Source organism: Microbulbifer mixtoriginis (SeqCode) (assembly GCF_052467235.1).
The window spans coordinates 94,757-117,054 of the sequence record NZ_CP174305.1; the positions used below are offsets into that span (position 1 = coordinate 94,757).

Consider the following 22,298-nt stretch of genomic DNA (forward strand, 5'->3'; position numbering starts at 1 on the left):
ATGTACGATATTGATGCCTCCCGTATGGCAAGCCCCTTTTATGACGAAGGTCATCAGGAATGGCGCACCCAGTTGCGCCGCTTTGTCGACCGTGAGATTACTCCCTATATCACTCAATGGGACGAAGACGGCCAACTGCCCGCCGAGCTTTGGAAAAAAGCGGCAGAAGTTGGCCTTCTGCAGATGAGTTATCCGGAAAACTACGGCGGCATCGAAACCGATGTCTTCCATATGATTGTTGCCGCAGAGGAGTTAGCCCGCCCCGGCGCCGGTGGACTCTACGCCAGCCTAATGGTCCACGGCATTGCCCTGCCCCCATTACTGCACTATGGCAGCGAGGCCCTAAAAGATCAGGTTATCCCCTCGGTATTACGTGGTGATAAGCATATTTCCCTGGCAATTACCGAACCAGGCGCAGGCTCCGATGTAGCCAATCTCCAGTGCCGCGCAGAGCGTGATGGGGATGACTATATCGTTACCGGCGAAAAGACCTATATCACCGGCGGCATGCGCGCTAACTGGTTTACTGCTGCCGTGCGCACTGGTGAAGAAGGCTTCGGCGGTATCTCCCTGCTCTTAATCCCTGCGGATACCAAAGGGGTTAGCCGGCAGCTGCTCGATAAAAAGCAGGGCTGGTGGTGCTCTGATACGGCCAGTATCTTTTTTGATCAGGTGCGCGTGCCCGCGAGCAATCTAATTGGCGGTGAGAACCAAGGTTTCTTACCCATAGTGCACAACTTCAATCGCGAACGCCTGGGCATTGCCGCTTCCTGTGTAGAATTCAGCCGGGTCTGTTTGCAGGACGCCATTGAGTGGGCCCAAGAGCGCCAAACTTTCGGAAAGCGCCTCGCCAATCATCAGGTGATTCGGCACAAGTTTGCCCAGATGCTTCAACGCATCAATGCCACCCAAGCCTATCTCGACCTTTGTGCCTGGGCAGAGCAACAACATCAGCTCAAGGTAGCCGATATCGCTCTACTCAAAGTCCAAGCCACAGAAACCCTTGAATTCTGCGCCCGGGAAGCGATGCAGGTGTTAGGTGGCGCAGGCTATATGCGTGGCAGTCGGATTGAGCGTATCTATCGTGAAGTGCGGGTGAATGCGATTGGTGGCGGATCTGAAGAAATAATGCGGGATCTGGCTTCCAGGCAGATGGGAATTTAGAGGAGCAGGATAAAAGCCTCTTGCTAAGCCTATTTATAACTCAGTCCCGCATGGGTGTGGGACTGAGTTAGTAAAGATCCTAAATTAACCTTTCTTCTTTTTTTCGATAAAGTCCCTTACCTGTTCACTCAGTACGGCCATAGGGACATTGCCATTTCTCAGAATAATCTCATGGAAGTCCTTAATATCGAAGTCCTCACCCAGTTCATTCTGCATCAGTTCTCGCAAGGCGAAAATCTCGAGGGCACCAGAATCATAAGAGGTAAGCTGGGCGGGCATTACTGCCATTCGGTCCATTAGAGTCCTCGGGCCTTTCGCAAATGAAGCGCCAGAATCCTGCAAAAACTCCGCAACTTTTTCATCACTCCAACCGAGTACATGCATTGCGCTATCCGCTACCATACCTCGGGCAGGCCAAGCACGCCTAAGGATTTTGGTGGACCCGTACTGATACATCCCAGCTTCTTCCGCTAGATGTTCAGAGTACCTGCCCCAACCTTCAGCAAAAGCAGAGTTAGACAAGGCATCTTCTATTTTATGAAACTTTTCCTGCTCCTGTACGAGAGCAATTTGCATATGATGGCCCGGGTATCCTTCATGGATAGTTACCTTCTCTGCAGAAGCGTATGACTCATCCTGATAGGTTGTCGGGTCATATCCAAATCTTGCCTTTCGCTCCTTAGTGCCCGGAATATAGTGTGCACTGCGACCAGAACCCTGCTCATGTTCAGGGATGGCCTTCACTTCCATTTCTATCAAAGGCATTTCATGGAAAAAGTCCACGGTTAAATCTCTAGACTTATCTACCAAGCCCTCAAAAAACTGATGCATTTCATCAGCACTGTTAAATTTCTGAGTTTTATCTTCACTGGCCCTTGCCACTGCCTCAGAATAGGAATCTACTTGATAGAACGCCTTGCCTAAGCGAACCACTTCGCTCTTGTTTGCGTTGACAGCACTTAAACCCAACTCAAAAACTTCTTCTGGTGTTCTCTGCAATGTCGTATAAGAACGATACTGAGCCATATAGCATTCACGGCCATTAGGAATCGCATGGATGCCAAGCTCGGCTCTGGCTTCAGGTAAATAAGTGGATTCTAGAAAATTCTTATAATTCACCATTGAAGGGATAACGTGATCTGAAAGCACCTGTTTAAATGCTGCCTCAAATGCCGGGTCCTTAGCTTTCTTCGCTAAACTCAGGAAAGGGTGCTCATCAATGGGTACTTGGGTCAAACCATCAACTTGCTGAATGACTCTCTTAACCACACTCTGAGGTGCGGAGTAGCCTTGCTCCAACCCACGGCGGAGATTGGCTATTTCTTGCTCATAGTAACGAGCCGCGTCAAGCCAACGCTCAATCGCATCTGCCCTTTCTTGGGCAGTTTCAACCGGCTGAACCTCCGTCAAAAAGCCAAGTATAATATGGGGACCGAACATATGATCAACAGACCAGAGTTCAGTCTTACAGACCCTTAAGCCAACATTCGACTCCAATCGCTCTTTCAGCTTGAAGTAGAACACTTTCTCTTGATCACTTTTTAGCCCATTCAGATCTATTTCAGCCAATTTACTGAGAATTTTGTCCTCAGAGGCCGCTAGAGAGGCAGAGTTCGCGGGGGAGTTACTTAAGAAAAGGTTGTGCCTGTCCAGCTCCATATCGGAGAAGTAAGCATATGGTTGGAAGTTTTCTAAATAAACCTCAGCATATTGATCCGCTAGGTCATGGAGTAGTGCTGAGTCATCTACAGCTTCACTACCTGCCACATCAGTTTGGTTATCGGCAACAGTGCACCCCATAAGAACCGATGAAACTACCAATGCACCCAAACCCGCTCTCTTTACATTAATCATTCTTATAAGACCGCAACATAAAATTAACTAAAAAGGCTTCTAAAAAGAAAACTTCAATTTTCTATTTTATAGTAAGCACTGAAATAAAATGAGTTTCAACACCCCAAATGCGAAGTATCGGCGAAGCGAGGGTATTGATAGATAAACCCCAAAGATAAAGTGTATGACTCTTTTAGCTGATAGAGTCAACAATGGTGAGAAATAGTCATTAGGCTTCGGTTAGACTGTTTCACATTTTTGCAAATTTAAGATAGAAAATCATCGTAGTGGATAATTAAGAGAATAAGTTAATCTTTACAAAAATCGAGCATTATCTGATTTCATTAAACCTAAAGAAAATACTGCTATTCTTCACCGGCAATAAGTAAGCCCACATAGCCATTAACGACAACTTTCCAAAAATAGCACCCTAAGCACACATATAACCTCTATTCAATTTATAAAAACATATTCCTTCAAACGTGTTGCTTAGCACACTCTATTACTTTCTCAACTCAGATTTTTCGATTATTTTTCGTGCACGCAACATCAGTGGCCTCCATGGCCAGCCCTTACGGTGCTTGCAGAGCCATTCATACTCAGCATTGCGACTGCTTGAAAGATCCAGTAAAGCCACATCTTGATTTAAAGTCAGAGGTATCACGAAATTATTCAGAGACTCTCTTAGTCTTCAGAAACATACATCTACTTACTCCCTAACTACCAATTGCTAAACCACCGTACCTATACAAATAAAGTCCACTAGAGTTTACATCCAGTATCAGCACAGCAGCTAAACCCATTTTCTCTCAACTAACATTTCGCAAGAGAAAAATAAAATATTAACTATAATTAAGTAGTCATTCCCTTTGATCGGCTACCAAACCTCAAAGTGGAATACAAAATAAAAAAGACTAGTTTTCTTGAGCAAGCACTATGGACATGCAGTTAAGGTTAGACCAAGCCATCGCAAAGGGAAATGAGAAGCTAGTATTTCCTCACCCGGAATCAGATGATCTCCTTATTAAAGTAATCAGTGATCAGTTTAGAAGAACAATGGATTACAAGTTTTCCATTTCCACTCGGTTACGCCGACTTACTTACTATTGGCCATACATAAAGGAGGTTTCCGAGCACATCTATTTGCGCGAAGGTAAGGTAAAAGATACGCACTTTGTACAAGAATTTAAAGGATTTGTGGATACTAACTTAGGGCTGGGGATTACTGTAAGAGCCGTCAAAAAACACACTGGAGAGTTAGCTGATACTCTTCATAAATTGATCACCAGTCAGGAGTTCAACCAGAAGCATATCGACGGCCTTATTGACCTACTGAAATGGTTAGAGCAGACCTTTATTGTCGTTCGTGACTTACGTACGGTTAATATTGTATGGGATGAGATTAATAGCCATTTTGTGGTTATCGACGGCATTGGTAGCCGCGGACTATCTTCTCTGCGAACGATATCCCGCTTATATAACCAGAGGGCTAACCGCAGGTGCACAGCCAAATTACGCAGACTCGTTAACAAAGAACTTAAAAAGTCAGGGTATGAGTTACTCTTTTAAAGATACATCCAACCCAATATACCCTCTTCTTTGAGATAGCACAGTTATGTTGGCTACATCAGATATTTATGTAAGTCTTCTAGAAACTACTCCTATTTGCGAGCAAAAGGACCATGCAAATTAAGCGATATTTCAGCTTTTTACTGTTGTATTTTTAGTGACGATTCTTAACGGCTTTGTTAGGCTTTGCTGGATAAACGTCCCCATGACTGATGCAAGCCTAGCAAGTAGGTAATACCTAAAGTAAAACACAATGCTGAACTAACAAGCCAAAAGGTTAATGAGTTATCCGGAAAAGCTGGCATGATAAAGTAAAAACCGAGCGCCCTCACAAGCAACACTAGAGATATAAGTGTAAGCCCTGTGCGTAATAATGGGAGTCTGAATATATGGCCACCCCCGGAAAAAGCATAGGCAGACCAAACTAGTAAAACACTCACAATAATCCCTGTAACTATTGTAGGGTAAGAATCTCCAGCTTCAGCCATTTGAGCCATTGCCTCTCCGGCACCTAAAAATCGATACCATTCCGCACCAAACAGAATACAACCAGCATGCAACCCTGCAACGATCAGAGTAAGTATTCCCGCCAATCCCAAATAATTAAATCTACCAGTCATATTTGATTCCTTAGAAAGAGCTAGCCCATCGCCTAGGTAAAGCTAGGGCAACCTCTGGGAGCCCTGTAAGGTCGGAGTAATAAACATCGAGATGCTAACACTTCTTATTTGAACAAACCATTTCGATAACCTGCACCGGCGTACCATTGTATTCAGCAATGAACTCTTTGGTTGTTTCAAATCCAAACTTTTGATAAAACTTGATTGCAGGCCAATTAGATTTTGCAACGAACAACTTAGCTTGGCCACTGACCTTTGCTAGCAGAAACTCAAGCATCGACTTCCCTACCCCTTCCCCTCTGGCATACAAACAGAGCTTGAATTTCTTGCTAGAACATTGCGCCATAGCCAAGAATTGTTTCATCTTCGTAGACGTAAATATCTGACTCCCTTAGCGCTGACAGCCTCTTCGCATCTTTTTCCAACGGTAGAAACTCAAATTCCACAGCTTCAAATCTAAGCTCATCTAACTTAGAGAGAGTATAGATCTCCAAGATTCTTGGAAAGTCTGTAGCAATGAACGTTCGAATCATCCTGAATACTAAATTTTCTAGTGTCTATCAACATTGATTTTTGAACAATGTTATTTCAATTTAATTTTATACGTTGTAAATTTACTGCCATATATTTCAGACTCATGAATATCCTCAGCGATTTTCTCCAAGAACTTATAAATAGGACGAGTGTGATGGAAGTTGACTAATACCTCATCATGATTAAGCTCCCGCGCCCACCTCATTAGATCTTGAAACACTATTCTACCTACCCCCCAAAACTGGTCATCAATGACAATCGCGATCTCATACTTTCCACATTCTTGTTGAATCCCACACCAACCAGCTAATTCATCATCAACAATAATGGCTCTAACTCTACAACCTGCCTCTTTATCTACCTCTATTTTTGAATGCATCCATTCTGTTACTGTTTTAAGTGTAAATATCTCATGCTCAATCAAATGCTTTCTTGTCTTATGGCTATTTAATATAGGCAGAAATTTGTGCGGATTAACCTCGCTAAATTTTAGATATTCGATAGCTTTCATAGTATTTTCAGCTTTATTGTTCGCAATGGTGTATCAACCCCCATTACCAGCACACCCCTTGTGTAGTTTGAAACGTATGGAATTGCTAAGTTTAGCCCTTGAAAGCTTGTATTTTTATCATAATCACTCCCCTGCTAGTTTAATCACTCAATACAATTAGATATGGAATTACTGACATATTTCAGAAAAAACCCCGCTGACAAGACTTGCCAAGTCATCAGGAGCCAGCTCTATTTCAAGCCCCCTGCGGCCCGCACTAATATAAATCGTAGCGTTATTTCTAGCCGAAGAATCAATGATGGTTTTAAGTCGCCTTTTTTGACCTAATGGGCTAACACCTCCTAACACATAACCAGTTGATCTTTCTACATCTGATTTTGGAGCTATTGTGGCTTTCTTAGCGCCAGCAGATTTTGCTAAGAGCTTCATACTGAGCATTGATGAAACAGGAATTATCCCAACGGCCAGCTCTTTGTTTTCCAGGCTAACAACTAGTGTTTTGAAGACCCTAGACTCGGGCACCCCCAATTTTTCAGCAGCCTCCAATCCGTATGATTCACTCGATGAATCATGCGTGTATTCATGTACTTTATGAGAGATTTTAGCCTTCTTGGCCATAGAAATTGCTGGTGTCATTTTACACTTGAGCCTCTAATATCCGTAACTGGGCGACTGGCAAGTAGCATTACTATCTCATTGAAAACCAAAGGTCTGCTACAACCTATTAGTATTTATGCCTTGCCATACCTTATCAATTAGCCACCATAACAGATTGCAGCTCTCAAACGAATGTAGCAATCGAAATCTGATAATGTAAATATGAAAAAATCTATAGAACCCTGACCGATTAGTTTAGAGTAGAATTTTTACGGCTGAGAAGGTTTTCATAGATACCAAAGGAACCCCCCGCTAAGTTTCTTTCCTAATCTTTTAGATTCAGCCCTTACATTACCTGAAATTTCATACAGCCCAATGCTGAAAATTCGCATCAGGTATTCCTAGTGCAGCACATAAGCGAAATAAAACTGCGACTACTAATTTTATATTAAGAGGACTGATTGATGCGTGGTATCGCCCAACGTACAACCCCTGCAATCCATAGAAACCCTATAAGGCCTCCTAGATAGACATTCATAGTTCCCCCCGGGGCTATAAAGCCTTTGTGACCGAATACAGTAATCGTCTCAATTGCCTGCTCTACAAAGAAAATGATACTGAGCCATGTAAGCCAACGCGGGATCTCAACATATTTATCAAACCCTACAACAAGAAACGCTACCGCCATCGCAGTTGTTGACCCATTCACCAAAGGTCCCCAATAAGAAGATATGTCAAAGAGTGTGCGAGCAACTGCAGGCTCTAATCCTTCAGGATGCAGTGCCAATCCTGCCCATAGCCAAGCCTGTACCTGAGCTGTGATGGCAAACCCTAGTACACCTGCCAGAAAGATATACCTACTCGGCTTTGGTAACAGAGCTGAAACCTGCCCACCAAAGATAGCGAGGCCAAGAGAAAAGAAAGCGGCTGTCCAAGCATAAAATCGAGCATTCGATCCATTATTTAAAAACCAATGGACTATTTGCTCACCACTAGAATCGATAGTTGGATACGAGCTGCCTAATGCGACAAAACCGGCCACATAAAATGCGCCAGTAATCAATATATTTATCAGTAATATCTTTGACGGTTTTATGCTCATATAGAGCAACCCTTTATGAAACGTGAATCATCACCATTTATAGACCTCTGTATCAGAAATGATAACCACCCAGCCTAATAAAGATGTAATGAGAGTCGCTTTAGCTGTCTATATTATACTCCTGCGGCCTCTTAGCCAGATATAGGTTGCACCACTTCGCCTATTAGTAGAATTCATATGGGGCTCAGCTTACAAGAGGCGGCTTAGTCTGGTTTTTTACTCTCCATACCACCCTTTCTAATCGAATTAGGTAAGCGCGTCTGTAGACAGCATAACTACCCCAAGCAGCACCAATTGAAGCGACACAGAAGATAATATAAAAGCTTGATAACTCTTGATACCTTACCATAAAGCTAACGGCAGTAAGCATACATAGAGCTGCCGCACCAGCCACTTTCATTTTGCCGGTAATTATCGCATAACCTCTATAAACAGAAGAGTGATATAGCCCGCAAACTACCGAAACAACAATACATAAAATCAACCCCTCAATATCGAAATTAGGATTAGCCAAAACAATGAAGGGGAAAAGACACCCTGAAGCGGATGAAATTTTTTCTCCCTTAAAGCCAGCCTCCTCCCAAAAAATACTGTAAAGATGATTGGGATCTCGCTCTGACTCAGTTGACGCCTTTAACCAAAGCGGAATCAAAAAAATGACCCCAAACAGACCTAGGACAAGAAGACCAAATAAAATCACCCCAAGCAAAATATCATTCATAATCTAATTTATACTTAAAACCTCAGACGCCCATAGCTGGGAACTAACAACCTAAAGTGTATGCTATCGGGTGACGATATTTATTAACTTATCAGCAGGATTCAACATGAAGCCTCCACTCAGGTGAATAGCGCGAGTAACTATAGTCTTCTGAGTATTCACTGATATAACTGTACCCGGGATTTCGCCCAGATAGTTTGACCAGAAACTGCTGAAAGTTAGCAAGGATATCACCACTCCCGTATACTCTTAAAATGTTCCGGCTATTCCAATCATCCAATGAGGAGTAGTCGTTAGCCCTGTTCTGAAGAGCCGTAAAAAGCTCCTCTTTTGTTTCATCACATATAATCTCGATTGATATTTCTGACTCAGACAGCATGAGCATTGGCTTATTTGAACTAATAGCTATTCCAACAATATCAGCGAGCCGTAAGTAATCCTCTGATTTAGCATATAGGACAAGATCATCAATCAACCCATTTGACTGAAACATTTGTCTTGCTTCTATTTTCACTACTTTTCACCCAAATAAATTATAAACGTTAACCAGAACTTGACTGCCCGACCCCGGCAGGTCTGTGCACCAGATAATATCGACAACAAATATTGATATTCCGATTTTGGATAACTTACCCAGAACTTCCAACTCAGTGAAGGTTGATCAAGATAGCCGATTAAATAAGGAAAACCGAACCCAATATAGTTTATCAGCGTCTTCCATTAAAAAAATGGCAGCCAGGTAAAATATATTTTTCATTTCCATTTCGATCTTTATTATTCCAACTTAATGACAAATCGTCTCACTTGCGAATTACTTCATGCGCCTTCGAAAATTCGAAGGACCTTCTCACCCAACCAAACCATAAAACCAAAGATTAGGCAGCTAATACCACCACCAAGCACTGCGGAAACCAATGCACTAATACCGTGTACTTGCTCACCATTTGCGATGATTGTTCCAAAACCAAAAAATCCTAGAATGCCAAGAAGCAACCATAACAGCCCAATACTGCAACAGCATGCTAAAAAGCAACGTTTGAAAGTAAATGTGTTTTGACCTTCATCCATCGTTCTTTGCAAAGGTGTCACCCCAGACAATTTCACTATCCGATCATTCAGCTCTTGAACCTTCACCTTTTTCCTGGATAGTTCAGATTGAATCTCAATATATTTTTCCGGATACTTTTCCTGATCCATTCCATCGATGGCTTCTTGTAATTCTTGAATGGTGTAATTTTCAACTTCTTTCATGGTTAATTCTGCAGCAATCATAATACACTAATAAAGGGCGGCCAGAATGTTTTGAGCAACTTATACTCTATTACTGAAGACACCCGCTGAACAATAAATATTGCGCAATAAGCTTCCTAGCCCACTCTTTACAATATCTTCAGATTCCCATTCAATGGGATGCACACTTCACTGACTTAAAAATTTGAAGAATAACCTCCTACCTCAGATATAATAGAGCACTCATATCAATTTACGTATAACACCAATCCCAGGCACTGCTAAAATTCAACAGCCCTTGAGGTCTAAACGCAGCATCCAAAAAAGATTTCCACCAAGGAAGTCATGATGTAATGTTTTTTAGGTGTTTTGTGCTTTATACATAGCCAGATCATACTGCAATAACAAATATTCATATAACTCTGAAAAATAATTATTTTTCGATAAAACAATTAAAGCAACACCCAGAATTGGCATTAACGGCACCAAAATCGCACTTAGCCGGCTGAATGGCGCCACCTCTAAGCATGCAAACTCATTTACCTTTGGATTTACCCTAACCTCAACAACGTCCCCTGGTCGGCATTTCTTGGTAAGGTAAGTTTCATACTCTAAACTTGGAAACAGATCATAACCCCGCAAGACTGGCATTTCAGATTTGTACACCTTCCCTTTAAATTTATAATTGAATGCAATTATTGCTTCAGTTACATTCTTTCCATTGAGATCCAATTGATTCAATAATCTGGAGTGCGTTATTTCTCCAACTACCACAGGCCAATTACTGAATGTTTTACGTAGCTTCAGATAAATGAATGTCAGGAAAAACCCAAACAAAATCATGAGCACCGGAATAAGTAGCTGTACAAATTTAAAAACCATCAATTTATACCCCTAGAGTCGCTGGCAACAGCAGCCAGCCCTGGATACTTCATGCGTGCAAATAGGAGTGAACCTACCACAAAACATATATATAAGGCTTCCAGCAAAAATATCGGAGCCTCTACTTAACTGCCGGAAATAGTTAACGTTACTCAACACGATCCCTACCGATCAACTCGCGGAGTCTATCAAGAATAATTTTTTTCTGCTTTTCTTTACCCAAATCCTTTTCCGGAGGAATATATTTACCAAGAACCTCCTTTGCCTCTAGTGAGTACTTTGTACCAACTGCAGTGCTAGGGTACTTTTCTCGATAATCTTTTACTCGCGACAGAAAAGTGTGCAAATGATATTTATCATCCTCAGGAATTTTCATATTCAGCATTTCACTAGCACCTATCACTGCGAAATCAATACGCAAATCATAGCTCTTCAAAAGGGCTTCTTCGCCCCCCGCATGATAAACCTCCAAATTATTTAGCGCATCAAAACCAGGGGTTAGCGTTATTTCAAGCATTTCACTATAAGCATTTTCTGCCACTTGCACGCAAACTTTTGACACAATCTCTAGCTTTTCTTCACAACTCTCTTTTGCGGAGAGTAAGACTGGGCCACCCCCAAATAAAACCAATATAAATACACACAACCTGCTCATATCAAAGCTCTATTGGTAAATTTAAAAAATCACTCTCCTTTGCATTCCTGGACCGGAAGATACACAGAAGCTAAAAAGAAAACCCCTTCAGCAAATGAAAGCTATCGACGATAGAGTCACCAGGCGGACAGATAACACCGGCTCTTTACATATCCGCTTTCTTTACTTTAGATAAAGCTGCCAATTTCATTAAAAATCAATGAGTTAGCCCACTTTCAAGGGCTGCGAACAGACGAAGCTGATTTTGGCTTTGGATACCTTGAGCGGATTAGGCTAAAAAGCCGGCTAGATGTCCACTTATAAACATATCTACGCTAGCTTTTACAATTAATGGCAGGTGAGCTAATTGGGATAAATTTTCACAAATATGAGATTTAATAAAAAATTAATTCAGGTGGCGATTTAGACTGGCTTTAGAGGAAAGGCTTCACCTAATCTCAGCGAGCAGATTTCTGCTCGCTGAGTACTTTTCAATAATGAATCACTTGTCAGTTTTTGAGTTCAAAAAGTACGACCCAAAATACGCTTAGCTGCATCTAGGGCGAAATCTTTATAGTCCGCTTCCACCTGCGCCATCTCCAACTCATACTGGAATTGTTCTTTGCGCGGGAGTGCTTTCCATTCTTTTAGAATTGGAATATGGCTGGTTTTTTCTGCAATGGTGTAGAAAGCGACAAACTCTTCTCGCACACTATCTTCCACCTGAAGCGCATCCAGAAGTACGCGGATGCGAATAGAAGCTTCCGTAAGCCCTACTCCATCATCCAGTAGGGAACGCGCAATAATCTGAATGCTATCGTTCACTCTTTGGCGCTGCTCTTGTGCGGCCTGCTCCAATTCAGCCAGTTGTTCGGCCTGTTTTTTTTGCGCTGCAGAGAGCTTGCGCAGGTAGTAGCCGGCAATAACGGCGAGGGTGAAGATAATTAAAGCCGCAATAACCAGCAACCAGATGGGAAATTCCGTCATTAGATATACACCTTAAGCAAAGCCAGCCCAATGCTGGCAGATACAACAGAAAGCAAAGTGCTGAGACCAACAATATTGGCCGCCAGCTGGCTGTTACCACCCATGGAGTGGGCCATAACAAATGCCGATATCGCACAGGGTGAGCCGGTAATCAGCAACAGGTAGCCGAGATATTGTGGGCTCAGCCCCATACCCCAGCCAATAGCTATTGTGAGCGCCGGCACAGCCACTAGTTTCAGAAATGAAGACATTAAGGCCGTTGGGGAGCTACGCAACAGCTGGCCAAACTTCATGCTGGCGCCTATACAAATTAGCCCCATAGGCAAACTGGCAGAGGCCAGAATTTGAATCGTATCGAGTACCACTTCTGGCAACTGAATACTCGCTACCCTAAAAAGAATGGCCAGAATTACAGCGATGATGAGCGGATTCTTACCCAGCTCAGCCAGTAACATACCCAGGCCAAATTTTTTGTCCTTATCGTAAAAAACGAACAGGATCACCGCGAATACATTGAATTGGATGGTGAGTGCTGCCACCAGCACGGCCGACTGAGAAACCCCAACAGTGCCAAAGGCTTTTTCCACCCAAGCGAGACCGACAATAGCTACGTTGCCGCGGAAGGCGCCCTGGATAAACGCGCTTCTATCTTTCACTGCTATTGGTCTGGCCAGTAACCAGGAGAACGGCAATATAGCGAAAGTCCCCAAAACTGCTGCGGTGATCAAGGGGATTTCTTTGGATGGTTGCACGGTGGAACTATAAATACTGTTAAATAGCAGCGCCGGCAGCATTACATTGAAAACCAATGCAGTAGCATCATTAATAAATGGCTGATGCAGCATGCCCTGCCGTGTGAGCAGATAACCACCCACGATCATTAAAAAGATCGGGCCAGTAACCAGCAGAGCAAAAGCCAGATTTTCCATCGTTATTTATTCGTCCAGTGCCAGTTCAGCCTGGGGAAGTGATTTGAGCGCAGACTCTTCGGCTTTATCGCGCAAGTCTGCAGAAATTTGTTTGCGGGTCTTGGCACCCAACTTACGCAGACTATCAATACGTTTCACCGCATTACCGCGGCCTGTCGCCAGTCGCTTGTAAGTCTGTTGATAAGCGTCATCGGCCTGGCGCAGGCGATCACCCAAAGCATCCAGTGACTCCAGCACCATAGCAAACTGGTCGTGCAGCTTGCCGGCTTCGTCGGCGATTTTTTCCGCGTTCTTGTTTTGTTTCTCGTAGCGCCAGATATTCTCGACGGTGCGCAGGGTCGCCATCAGGCTGGTGGGGCTTACCAGAACAATTTGCTTCTCATAAGCGAAACGGAACAAATCCGGGTCCGCCTGCATAGCCAACATATAGGCAGCTTCGATGGGCACGAAAATAAAGACGAAATCCAGGGTGCGAACACCCTCCAACTGCTCGTAGGCTTTTTTATTGAGGCCGGTGATATGGGCGCGCAGGGAATTCACATGCTGTTTCAGGGCCTGAGTGCGCTCCTCATCGGTTTCCGCCGAGCTATAGCGCTCGTAATCCACCAAAGAGACCTTGGAATCGATAATCAGGTCTTTGTTTTCCGGCAGGCGCACAATCACATCCGGCTGGCGCCTGCGGCCATCGCTCGTCAGGGTTACCTGGGTTTCGTACTCGCGACCCTTCTGTAAGCCGGACTCTTCCAGCAACCGCTCCAGCACCACTTCCCCCCAGTTACCCTGGATCTTGCGGTCCCCTTTCAGGGCCGAAGTCAGGTTCAGGGCCTCATCGCTAATGCGCTGGGTTTGCTCGCGCAACGCTTTGATCTGCCCCAGCAGGCTGTTGCGCTCGGCATTTTCGCGATCGTAGACATGCTCTACTCGTTTGCGGAAATCCCCCAGCTGGCGCTCCAGCGGATCGAGACTTTTGCGCAGGCTGTCTTCACTGCGGCGCACGAAGCTCTGCTGCTTCTCCTCAAAAATCCGGTTGGCCAGATTCTCGAACTGTTCCCCCATAGCAACGCGCATCTGCTCCATCAGCTTGCGCTGCTCCGCCAGGGCCTGCTCTCCTTTTTCTACCAGTACCTGGCTGCGGGTGAGCTGTTGTAACTTAGCCGCTAGCTCACCGCGCAAAGTATCCACCTCTTCACCCAACTGGGTTTCCCGCTCACGGCTGGTATCCAAGTGTGCCTGTATGACTTGCTGCGCCGCTAAGGTTTCTCTCTGAGCTGCTACCGCCTCCTGCTGCGCTGCTTGCACTTGCAGGATTCTTCTGCGCCCAGCAGAACGGCCCACCCAGAAGGCGAGTCCCAGCAAAATCAACAAGGCGATAGCCGCCAATAGCACGTGATCGGCGTTTAATTGCAGCGGGAACGCTGGCATATAGAGGTACTCCCAGACCCGGAATAGAAGTGTGAAGCAGGCTTCTGCTCAGACCAAGCGCCCGCAATCGACATACCCACTACTAGCCGTGGGCGAGGCGGCCATTCTAACAGCTTGGCCAGGGAAAGTACTCTTAACCCCAATGAAGCCTGCCGAGGATGCGTGGCGCAGCAGTAACTTACAAAGGGTTTTGAGGTATTCTTGGAGGATTGGTTTCGATGTTGGTACTCCAGAACGCATGCACAAACACAGCGCCCACCCAGATAGCCCAGCCCCCAGCGCCCTGATCTTTGATTCCGGCGTGGGCGCCATCAGCATTGCGCGGGAGATCCGCCGTTTGATGCCGGGCCTGACCTTGCATTTGGGTGTGGACAACGGCTTTTACCCCTACGGCAATAAAAGCGAAGAGGAGCTGCGCCCCCGCATCGTCCAGCAGGCCCAAGCCATGATGGAGCACTGCGGGGCCGATATTTTAGTGGTGGGCTGCAACACCGCCAGCACCCTGGCCCTACCCCAGTTGCGCGAATCCCTACAGAAACCCGTAGTGGGTGTTGTGCCTGCGGTGAAACCCGCCGCTGCTGCCAGCCGTTCCCGCACTATTGCCCTGATTGCCACCGAAGGCACCGTCAATCGCCGCTACACCCGCGAGCTGATCGAGCAATTTGCCAACGGCAACCGGGTAATTAATGTGCCCGCACCGGAATTGGTGCATCTGGCGGAAAGCAAATTGCGCGGCGAAGCTATCACCGCAGAGGATTTGGAGCCGGTCTTGCACCGCGTATTCCACACCGCCGGCGGCGACCAGGTGGATATTGCCGTATTGGCCTGCACCCACTTTCCCCTGCTGCGGGAAGAACTGGACCAGTTCGCTCCACGATCAATCCAATGGCTGGATTCCGGTGAAGCCATCGCCCGGCGCGTGCGCTGGTGGCTAGAAGAACTTGAGCTGATGCTGCCGGATGCCCCAAACACTGGCCGCCTGATCACCAGCACGGTTGACCTAACCGGCAATATCGAACGGGCCTTCCGCGAGTTCGCCCCAGCTGCCGAACCCCTCGCATCCAACACCTAAGATCGCCAAAATGATGAGAACTGCGCACTTGGGTTGACAGCTCCGTCACAAACCGCGACCGTTCCCCGAATAACAAGCCCTAACCGGTACCCGAATTCATGCTGAAGCCGGCATTCCCCTCTCTCGAAATATTTGCGCAGCTGCCCCCCGGCGGACTGCTGCTCACCCCCAACAACCGTTTGCGAAACCGCTGCCAACAAGTGTTTGCCGCGCAGCAGTCGCCCGGTGCCTGCTGGATGCCGCCGCCGGTGGAGTCCCTGCGCAGCTGGCTGGACAAACTCTGGTTCCAGCTGCAACAGCGCAACTGGCAGCCCGCCTTGCAGCAGGTATTGAATCGCGAGCAACGGCAATTGCTCTGGCAGCGCGCCCTGGATGAATCCCTGGACCGGCAACTGCTCAACAGCCAGCAACTGTGCCGGGATGCCGATAGCGCCCTGGCGCAGCTACTCCAATGGCAGCTGATTTCCGATCTCTCGCAAATAGATGAAGCGCTAACTCCTCTACTTGAACAGTTCGCACTCTCTATGCGCAGCGACGAACTGCCGCTGTGCGTCATGATCAAGGCCTTTGCTACTGAGCTTCGGGCCCACAGCGCCATCACCCCAGACCAGCGCGATCAATTGATCCTGCGCGCATTCCAGGAAGGCATTCTGGAACCCGTCGCGCAAATTGATACCGCCGGCTTCGCCCAGATTTCGCCCCTCGCCAATGCTCTGATTCACGCAGGTGCAACAGCCGTTAATGAAAGGCCGGGACTTACCCAGCAGAGTGAACTATCCGTAGCCGCCTGTGCCGATTTGGATGAAGAGCTCTATCAGGCAGCCCTTTGGGCCGGACAAAAGCTCGCCGAAAACCCCGGCCACAGCGTCGGTATAGTGGTGAACAATCTGGGCCAATGCCGCGCCCAGGTGGAAGCGGTATTTTCCCGCGTGCTCGAACCCCAATACCTGGACCCACAGCAACCCCGCTACACACTGCCGTTCAACTTCTCCGCCGGTACGCCCCTGGCACAGACACCGGTCGGCAGCGCCGCCCTACAATTGCTATCGCTGCTGCAAGACGAATGGGATTACCCCCAATTGCAAAACATCCTGTTCAGCCCCTTCTGGGGTGACGACAGTGAAACCTGGCTGCGCAGCGCCCTGTTCCGCCGCTTACAAAAACTGGAACTGCGCCGCATCGACGGCGCAACCCTGCGCTACTGGGCCGAGCGCACCGCAGAAGTCCTCCACTTGGAATCGCCGCAACTGCCCCGCCAGCTGGAACAAATGGCCGAACGCGCCCGGCGCTGGCAGCGAGCGCCCGCAGAAATTTGGGCAGCGCGCTTTTCCGAAACACTTAGCGCATTAAATTGGCCCGGCAGCCGCAACCCGGACAGCCAGGAATACCAGCAGCTGATGCAGTGGGAATCCATCCTGGAGGAGTTCGCCGCACTCAGTGCCTGCGGTGGCAACCTTACTCTCACCCAGGCCCTGCAATTGCTGCGTCAGATTGCCAGCCGCACCCCCTTCCAGGCGGAAACCCGCGATGGCCCTCTGCAAATTCTCGGGGTACTGGAAGCTGGCGGCCTCGCCTTCGATCACCTGCGCCTGGTCGGCTTCGGCCAACAGCAATGGCCGCCGGCACCGGCGCCCAATCCGCTGCTGCCAATTCAATGGCAAAAACACTGGAAGATGCCCCGCGCCAGCGCCGAGCGGGAATTGGAACTGGCCCGCGAACTCACCGCCGACCTGCAGAATGCCAGCGGCGATATCGTCGTGAGTTACACCTGCGAAGAAGATGGTGTGCAGCAAGGCCTGAGCAGCTTGTTTGAAAGCCCGCAACAAGCCCAGCACTTTGCCGAAGGCGCCCTGCACAATCACTACAGCCAACTGGCGCAAGCCTGTCAGCTGGAAAAAATCGAAGACAAAAAGCTACCGCCACTCACCCCCGCCGAATGCGAACGGGTGCGCGGCGGTGCCTCGGTGCTCAAGGCCCAGGCCCTGTCCCCATTAAATGCGCAGTTGCGCTTCCGCCTCGGCGCCAGCAATTTTACCCAACCGGATATCGGCCTCGGCCCCGCCGAGCGCGGTAATGTGGTGCACCAGGTGCTGGCGGAATTCTGGCAACAGTGCGGCACCCTCACACAACTGCAAGCTATGGACGACGAGCAACGCCAAGCGCAAATCGAACGCGCGGTGGAGCGCTCCCTCGGCAGTGTGCGCAAAAAATACAATCACCTGCCGATCGGATTTTGGGCCATGGAAAAGCAGCGCCTGGAGCGCCTGCTGCAACAATGGCTATCCGTGGAACTGGACAGGCCCAATTTCTCCGTAGAAAAAGTCGAATGGGAACAAGCCGTGGAAATCGGCGGGCTGCACTTTAACCTGCGCCTGGACCGATTGGACCAACTCGCCAGCGGCGAACAATTGGTAATCGATTACAAAACTGGCGTCCCCAGTATTCGCGACTGGCTTACCCAGCGTATCCGCGAACCCCAGCTGCCGCTCTACGCCCTATTCCAACCGGACGCCCACGCCATCGCCTTCGGCCAGGTGCGCAACGGCGACTGCAAATGGAATGGCTGCGGAGACCTTGAGCACCCCATCAACGGCATTAAAGCCGTGGGTGATACCGAAAAAGAATCCCCCTACGGCACCTGGAGCAATCTGGTGGAGCACTGGCGCTACAGCCTGGAATCCCTCGCCGCAGAATATCGCAGTGGTGTAGCCACCCTCGCCTTTGATCGCCCCACCGATAACAACAGTGAACTCTGGCCCCTAAACCGCTGGCCGGAAAGGGAGCAAATAACCGAATGAACGAAGTCGTGACCACTCCCACCCTGCGCCGCCCCATCGATGCCGACGCTCGCAGCCAAGCCCTGGATATCAGCCGCAGTTTTGCCGTGTCTGCCCCGGCGGGCTCCGGTAAAACCGGCCTGCTCACCCAGCGCGTATTAAAGTTGCTCGCCGCCTGCCAGCAACCAGAAGAAGTGCTGGCCATTACCTTCACCCGCAAAGCCGCCGGTGAAATGCGCGAGCGCCTGATCGACGCCCTGCACAGTGCCCGCGACCAAGCCCGGCCAGATAACCCCCACGATGCCATCACCTGGGATTTAGCCCGCGCCCTGCTGGAGCGGGATCGCGAACTGGAATGGGAGCTACTGCAAACACCCCAGCGCCTGCGTATTCAAACCATCGACGGCCTCTGCCGCAGCCTTGCCAGCCAACTGCCAATCGAGAGCGGCCTGGGCGCACCGGGTGAACCCCTGGAGTGCACCCAAATCGCCTTCGAGCTAGCAGTGGTGAACCTGCTCAAACACCTCGATGGCGAAACCCCAGACGCAGATCTACAGCAGCTACTGCTCCACCTGGACAACGACCTGGGCCAACTCAATAAACTGCTGCGTATTTTGCTGGATAAGCGCGAGCAATGGCTCGGCCCACTTTTGAGCGTTAACTTCGACGGCGCCCAGGACTATTTCCATTTTGTCATCGACGAACTGGTGGCAGAAAAGCTGCAAGACCTCACCACAGCCCTCGGCAGTGTCGCCGGGGAACTGCTGGAGCTGGCCAGTTATGCCGGCAGCAATTTACAAAAGGAAAGCCCCAGCCACAGCCTGTGCCTCTTCGCCGAACTGGACGATTTCCCCAGCACAGACAGCAGCGGCCTGCCCGCCTGGCTCGCCCTCGGCAGCCTGCTCCTCACCACCACTGGTGATCTGCGCAAAGGCGGCGGCATCAATAAAAAACTCGGTTTTGGCCTGCCGGATAAAAAAGATCCCGAACGCCCCATCGCCGAAGAATACAAACAGCGCATGAAAGACCTGCTGGCAGAACTGGCCGGCAACGAACCGCTACTCTCCGCACTGCGGGAAGTGGGCAAGCTCCCCAGCGGACTGCAACAGAGCCAGTGGCAACTGCTGCAAGGGCTCGCCCAGGTACTGCCCAAGTTAGTCGCAGAATTAAAGCTGGTCTTCCAACAGCTGGGCGCCACCGACTATACCGAAGTGGCCCAAGCCGCATTGATCGCCCTGGGCGATAGCGATAACCCCACAGACCTGGCCCTAAAACTGGACCTACAAACCCAGCATATTCTGGTGGACGAGTTCCAGGACACCTCCCACACCCAACTACAATTGCTGGAAAAACTCACTGCCGGCTGGCAGCAGGGAGACGGCCGCACCCTATTTATTGTCGGCGACGGCATGCAATCCTGTTACGGCTTCCGCAATGCCAACGTGGGTATTTTCCTGGATGCGCGCAAACGCGGTATCGGTGAAGTCCCTCTGGAAGCCCTCGATCTCCAGGTAAATTTCCGCTCCGAAAGCGCAGTGGTGAACTGGGTCAACGAGACTTTCCAAAGAGCTTTTCCGCAAGCGGACAATATCGGTCGCGGCGCCGTGCGCTATCTGCAATCCGAAGCTTTTAAAGGCAGCAAATGGGCCGAACCCTCGGTCAATTTTTATGGCTGCATTGATGACGAAGACCGCAACCGCGAAGCCACTCAAGCGGTTGAACTGGTGCAGCAATTACAAGCGCAAGATCCAGAAAGCCGCATCGCCATTCTAGTGCGCAAGAAAAAACACCTACAAAAGATTCTGCCGGCCCTAAGCGCCGCCAATATCGCCTTCCAGGCCCCAGAGCTGGCGCCACTCGCCAGCAAAATGGTGGTGCTGGATTTACTCAGCCTCACCCGCGCCCTGCTCGACCCCAGCGACCGAATCAGCTGGCTGGCCGTACTCCGCGCTCCCTGGTGCGGACTGCAACTGCCAGACCTTTACACCCTGGCCAACTGGGGCAATGGGGATATCACCGTAACCGATACCAGCGCGCGCCCATTATTAATGGCCTTGCAGGAAGTAGACGATATCGCCCTGCTCAGCGATGAAGGGCGCACACGCCTGGCCCAAGTGGCCCCCAAACTGCTGCACGCCTGGCAACAGCGCGGCCGCAAACCCCTGCGCACCTGGATTGAAGGCCTCTGGCTGGAACTGGGCGGCCCCGCCACCGTAGCGCAAAAATCTGACCTGAATAATGTGCAGGATTTTCTGCAATTATTAGAAGCCTTCGATACCGGCGGAGCCATTACTGACTGGCAACAGTTCACCCTGGCCCTGGAACAGCTCTACGCCCGCCCCGCCCAGGATGCCAAAGTGCAGGTGATGACCATTCACAAATCCAAAGGACTGGAATTCGAACACGTACTGATCCCAGGCCTGGACCAAGGCGGCAAACCCGGCAGTGATCAACTGCTGCGCTGGAGCGAATGGCTTAGCCGCGAAGGCGAAAGCCGCTTCCTGCTCGCCCCCAAAAATGCGCGCGGCGGCCGCGACCCGGTTTTTGAATACCTGAAGCACGACAACAGCGAACGCGAGCGCCTGGAAGGCACCCGCCTATTGTATGTAGGCTGCACCCGCGCCATCCGCTCGCTGCATCTTTTGGCCTGCATCAACCGGGATGAAAAAAAGGGCCACCTAAAAGCCCCCGGCAGCGCCGCCCTACTCGCCGGTATCTGGCCCAGTGTTTTGCACCACCAGGAAAGCGACTGGTGCCACTGGCTGGAAGCGGAAGAACCCCTGCTAAACCAGGACGAAGCCAGCAGAGATCACGACTACCTACTGCGCCTGCCCAACCAATGGCAACCCCAAGCCATGCCCCGGCAGGAATGGCTGGCCCAATACCGCATGCCAGACTACCAACCCAAAACCGAGGAAGAAGACAATATTCCCGAACTGGGCCAGGTAGCCCTGCGCTGGTTAAAACACGCCGGCACCGTAGCCCACGAAACCCTCGCCACCATTGCCGAGACCAATATCAACGACTGGACACCCAGCAAACTGGAAGCCCAACGCCCCCTATGGCAACTGCGCCTGAAACAATTGGGGCTATCCGCCACCAGCCTAGACCGCGCCGCAGAAAAAGTGGAAATCGCCGTACGCAACAGCCTCAGCTGCCCCACCGGCCGCTGGCTCTTAGATTGTTCACTAAGGGAATCTGCCTGCGAGCTTGAACTCCACAGCGGTGGCCGACAGTTACGACGCTCCATTGTTGACCGCACTTTTATCGACAATGAAGGTACCCGCTGGATTGTCGACTACAAAACCACAGAGCCCAGTGGTGAGGAAAGCCAGGAAGAGTTTATTGTGGCTCAGCTGGAGCAGTATCGGAATCAGTTGGAGAATTACCGCAAGCTCTTTTATGCGCGGGGGGAGCGGAATATTCGGTGTGCGCTGTATTTTCCGTTGATGCAGAGGTTGGTGGAGTTGGATTAAGGCAGATTAAACCCAGCGCCAGAACATTTCCCGGTCTACGTAAGACAATAGACCGGGAAATGTTCTGAAATATAGTAATTCAGACTTGATCTGACTGTTGCCGTTTTTTCAGAAGGTGCTCTGTCAGGTCAAGCTTAGTTTACAAGCCTTTCCTTCCAGATTATTTTTATCCTATTTAAGGGTTGCTATCAGTGTACGGTCACAACACTTTTTACCCTAATGAGGGCGATCATTATTT

At 49.0% G+C, this 22,298-nt stretch carries 19 protein-coding genes; 5 read left to right on the forward strand and 14 right to left on the reverse strand.

Going from position 1 to position 22,298, the window contains the following annotated elements; all coding sequences use genetic code 11:
- Positions 1 to 1,164, forward strand: a complete 1,164-nt coding sequence (locus ACJJIO_RS00365; protein ID WP_252085684.1) for an acyl-CoA dehydrogenase family protein — start codon at positions 1 to 3, stop codon at positions 1,162 to 1,164.
- Positions 1,165 to 1,248: 84 nt separating this feature from the next.
- On the opposite strand, the gene ACJJIO_RS00370 is transcribed toward ACJJIO_RS00365, so the two are convergent.
- Positions 1,249 to 2,994 carry a DUF885 domain-containing protein gene (locus ACJJIO_RS00370; protein ID WP_444909776.1) on the reverse strand — a complete coding sequence of 582 codons (1,746 nt, stop codon included), beginning with the start codon at positions 2,992 to 2,994 and terminating at the stop codon, positions 1,249 to 1,251.
- Between the two features lie 939 nt (positions 2,995 to 3,933).
- Between ACJJIO_RS00370 and ACJJIO_RS00375 the strand changes: the two genes are divergently transcribed.
- Entirely contained in the window at positions 3,934 to 4,566 is a 633-nt protein-coding gene (locus tag ACJJIO_RS00375; protein WP_444909777.1) for a YrbL family protein, read from the forward strand.
- Between the two features lie 179 nt (positions 4,567 to 4,745).
- Here ACJJIO_RS00375 and ACJJIO_RS00380 read toward each other — a convergent pair whose 3' ends face one another.
- The 13 genes from ACJJIO_RS00380 to ACJJIO_RS00440 form a co-directional block, all read right to left on the reverse strand.
- Positions 4,746 to 5,186, reverse strand: coding sequence for a hypothetical protein (locus ACJJIO_RS00380; protein WP_444909778.1), 441 nt, complete (start codon positions 5,184 to 5,186; stop codon positions 4,746 to 4,748).
- 94 nt (positions 5,187 to 5,280) lie between these two features.
- Positions 5,281 to 5,550: a GNAT family N-acetyltransferase gene (locus ACJJIO_RS00385; protein ID WP_444909779.1), complete on the reverse strand. Its 270-nt coding sequence runs from the start codon at positions 5,548 to 5,550 to the stop codon at positions 5,281 to 5,283.
- A 219-nt stretch (positions 5,551 to 5,769) separates the two neighbouring features.
- On the reverse strand, positions 5,770 to 6,231 hold the full coding sequence (locus ACJJIO_RS00390) for a GNAT family N-acetyltransferase (protein ID WP_444909780.1): 462 nt from the start codon (positions 6,229 to 6,231) through the stop codon (positions 5,770 to 5,772).
- A gap of 168 nt (positions 6,232 to 6,399) precedes the next feature.
- A complete protein-coding gene (gene ybaK / locus ACJJIO_RS00395; protein WP_444909781.1) occupies positions 6,400 to 6,867 on the reverse strand; it encodes a Cys-tRNA(Pro) deacylase in 468 nt (155 codons plus the stop codon).
- Between the two features lie 409 nt (positions 6,868 to 7,276).
- The gene (locus tag ACJJIO_RS00400; RefSeq protein ID WP_444909782.1) at positions 7,277 to 7,930 is read right to left on the reverse strand and encodes a hypothetical protein; all 654 of its coding nucleotides are present in this window, start codon (positions 7,928 to 7,930) and stop codon (positions 7,277 to 7,279) included.
- Between the two features lie 184 nt (positions 7,931 to 8,114).
- Positions 8,115 to 8,651, reverse strand: coding sequence for a hypothetical protein (locus ACJJIO_RS00405; protein WP_444909783.1), 537 nt, complete (start codon positions 8,649 to 8,651; stop codon positions 8,115 to 8,117).
- 91 nt (positions 8,652 to 8,742) lie between these two features.
- Positions 8,743 to 9,165: a hypothetical protein gene (locus ACJJIO_RS00410; RefSeq protein WP_444909784.1), complete on the reverse strand. Its 423-nt coding sequence runs from the start codon at positions 9,163 to 9,165 to the stop codon at positions 8,743 to 8,745.
- A 302-nt stretch (positions 9,166 to 9,467) separates the two neighbouring features.
- Positions 9,468 to 9,902 carry a hypothetical protein gene (locus ACJJIO_RS00415; RefSeq protein ID WP_444909785.1) on the reverse strand — a complete coding sequence of 145 codons (435 nt, stop codon included), beginning with the start codon at positions 9,900 to 9,902 and terminating at the stop codon, positions 9,468 to 9,470.
- 339 nt (positions 9,903 to 10,241) lie between these two features.
- Entirely contained in the window at positions 10,242 to 10,763 is a 522-nt protein-coding gene (locus tag ACJJIO_RS00420; RefSeq protein ID WP_444909786.1) for a DUF3592 domain-containing protein, read from the reverse strand.
- Positions 10,764 to 10,911: 148 nt separating this feature from the next.
- Complete coding sequence (locus ACJJIO_RS00425) at positions 10,912 to 11,418, reverse strand: hypothetical protein (protein WP_444909787.1); 507 nt, start codon at positions 11,416 to 11,418, stop codon at positions 10,912 to 10,914.
- Positions 11,419 to 11,919: 501 nt separating this feature from the next.
- Positions 11,920 to 12,384: a DUF2489 domain-containing protein gene (locus ACJJIO_RS00430; protein ID WP_252085672.1), complete on the reverse strand. Its 465-nt coding sequence runs from the start codon at positions 12,382 to 12,384 to the stop codon at positions 11,920 to 11,922.
- Positions 12,384 to 13,313, reverse strand: coding sequence for an AEC family transporter (locus ACJJIO_RS00435; RefSeq protein ID WP_444909788.1), 930 nt, complete (start codon positions 13,311 to 13,313; stop codon positions 12,384 to 12,386). Before ACJJIO_RS00435 ends, ACJJIO_RS00430 begins: the two co-directional genes overlap by 1 nt.
- A gap of 6 nt (positions 13,314 to 13,319) precedes the next feature.
- Positions 13,320 to 14,735: a DNA recombination protein RmuC gene (locus ACJJIO_RS00440; RefSeq protein ID WP_444909789.1), complete on the reverse strand. Its 1,416-nt coding sequence runs from the start codon at positions 14,733 to 14,735 to the stop codon at positions 13,320 to 13,322.
- A 31-nt stretch (positions 14,736 to 14,766) separates the two neighbouring features.
- On the opposite strand from ACJJIO_RS00440, the gene murI reads away from it, so the two are divergent.
- From murI to ACJJIO_RS00455, 3 genes are all read left to right on the forward strand, one after another.
- A complete protein-coding gene (gene murI, locus ACJJIO_RS00445) occupies positions 14,767 to 15,807 on the forward strand; it encodes a glutamate racemase (RefSeq protein WP_444909790.1) in 1,041 nt (346 codons plus the stop codon).
- 98 nt (positions 15,808 to 15,905) lie between these two features.
- On the forward strand, positions 15,906 to 18,605 hold the full coding sequence (locus ACJJIO_RS00450; protein WP_444909791.1) for a PD-(D/E)XK nuclease family protein: 2,700 nt from the start codon (positions 15,906 to 15,908) through the stop codon (positions 18,603 to 18,605).
- On the forward strand, positions 18,602 to 22,060 hold the full coding sequence (locus ACJJIO_RS00455; protein WP_444909792.1) for a UvrD-helicase domain-containing protein: 3,459 nt from the start codon (positions 18,602 to 18,604) through the stop codon (positions 22,058 to 22,060). The genes ACJJIO_RS00450 and ACJJIO_RS00455 overlap by 4 nt, the downstream gene beginning before the upstream one ends.
- Positions 22,061 to 22,298 lie beyond the last annotated feature (238 nt).

Excerpts from the sequence above, each read along its gene's own strand:
- ACJJIO_RS00365 (WP_252085684.1), top strand. The coding sequence starts at position 1 with ATGTACGATATTGATGCCTCCCGTATGGCAAGCCCCTTTTATGACGAA.
- ACJJIO_RS00375 (WP_444909777.1), top strand. The coding sequence starts at position 3,934 with ATGGACATGCAGTTAAGGTTAGACCAAGCCATCGCAAAGGGAAATGAG.
- ACJJIO_RS00380 (WP_444909778.1), bottom strand. The coding sequence starts at position 5,186 with ATGACTGGTAGATTTAATTATTTGGGATTGGCGGGAATACTTACTCTG.
- ACJJIO_RS00385 (WP_444909779.1), bottom strand. The coding sequence starts at position 5,550 with ATGAAACAATTCTTGGCTATGGCGCAATGTTCTAGCAAGAAATTCAAG.
- ACJJIO_RS00390 (WP_444909780.1), bottom strand. The coding sequence starts at position 6,231 with ATGAAAGCTATCGAATATCTAAAATTTAGCGAGGTTAATCCGCACAAA.
- ybaK (WP_444909781.1), bottom strand. The coding sequence starts at position 6,867 with ATGACACCAGCAATTTCTATGGCCAAGAAGGCTAAAATCTCTCATAAA.
- ACJJIO_RS00400 (WP_444909782.1), bottom strand. The coding sequence starts at position 7,930 with ATGAGCATAAAACCGTCAAAGATATTACTGATAAATATATTGATTACT.
- ACJJIO_RS00405 (WP_444909783.1), bottom strand. The coding sequence starts at position 8,651 with ATGAATGATATTTTGCTTGGGGTGATTTTATTTGGTCTTCTTGTCCTA.
- ACJJIO_RS00415 (WP_444909785.1), bottom strand. The coding sequence starts at position 9,902 with ATGAAAGAAGTTGAAAATTACACCATTCAAGAATTACAAGAAGCCATC.
- ACJJIO_RS00420 (WP_444909786.1), bottom strand. The coding sequence starts at position 10,763 with ATGGTTTTTAAATTTGTACAGCTACTTATTCCGGTGCTCATGATTTTG.
- ACJJIO_RS00425 (WP_444909787.1), bottom strand. The coding sequence starts at position 11,418 with ATGAGCAGGTTGTGTGTATTTATATTGGTTTTATTTGGGGGTGGCCCA.
- ACJJIO_RS00430 (WP_252085672.1), bottom strand. The coding sequence starts at position 12,384 with ATGACGGAATTTCCCATCTGGTTGCTGGTTATTGCGGCTTTAATTATC.
- ACJJIO_RS00435 (WP_444909788.1), bottom strand. The coding sequence starts at position 13,313 with ATGGAAAATCTGGCTTTTGCTCTGCTGGTTACTGGCCCGATCTTTTTA.
- ACJJIO_RS00440 (WP_444909789.1), bottom strand. The coding sequence starts at position 14,735 with ATGCCAGCGTTCCCGCTGCAATTAAACGCCGATCACGTGCTATTGGCG.
- ACJJIO_RS00450 (WP_444909791.1), top strand. The coding sequence starts at position 15,906 with ATGCTGAAGCCGGCATTCCCCTCTCTCGAAATATTTGCGCAGCTGCCC.
- ACJJIO_RS00455 (WP_444909792.1), top strand. The coding sequence starts at position 18,602 with ATGAACGAAGTCGTGACCACTCCCACCCTGCGCCGCCCCATCGATGCC.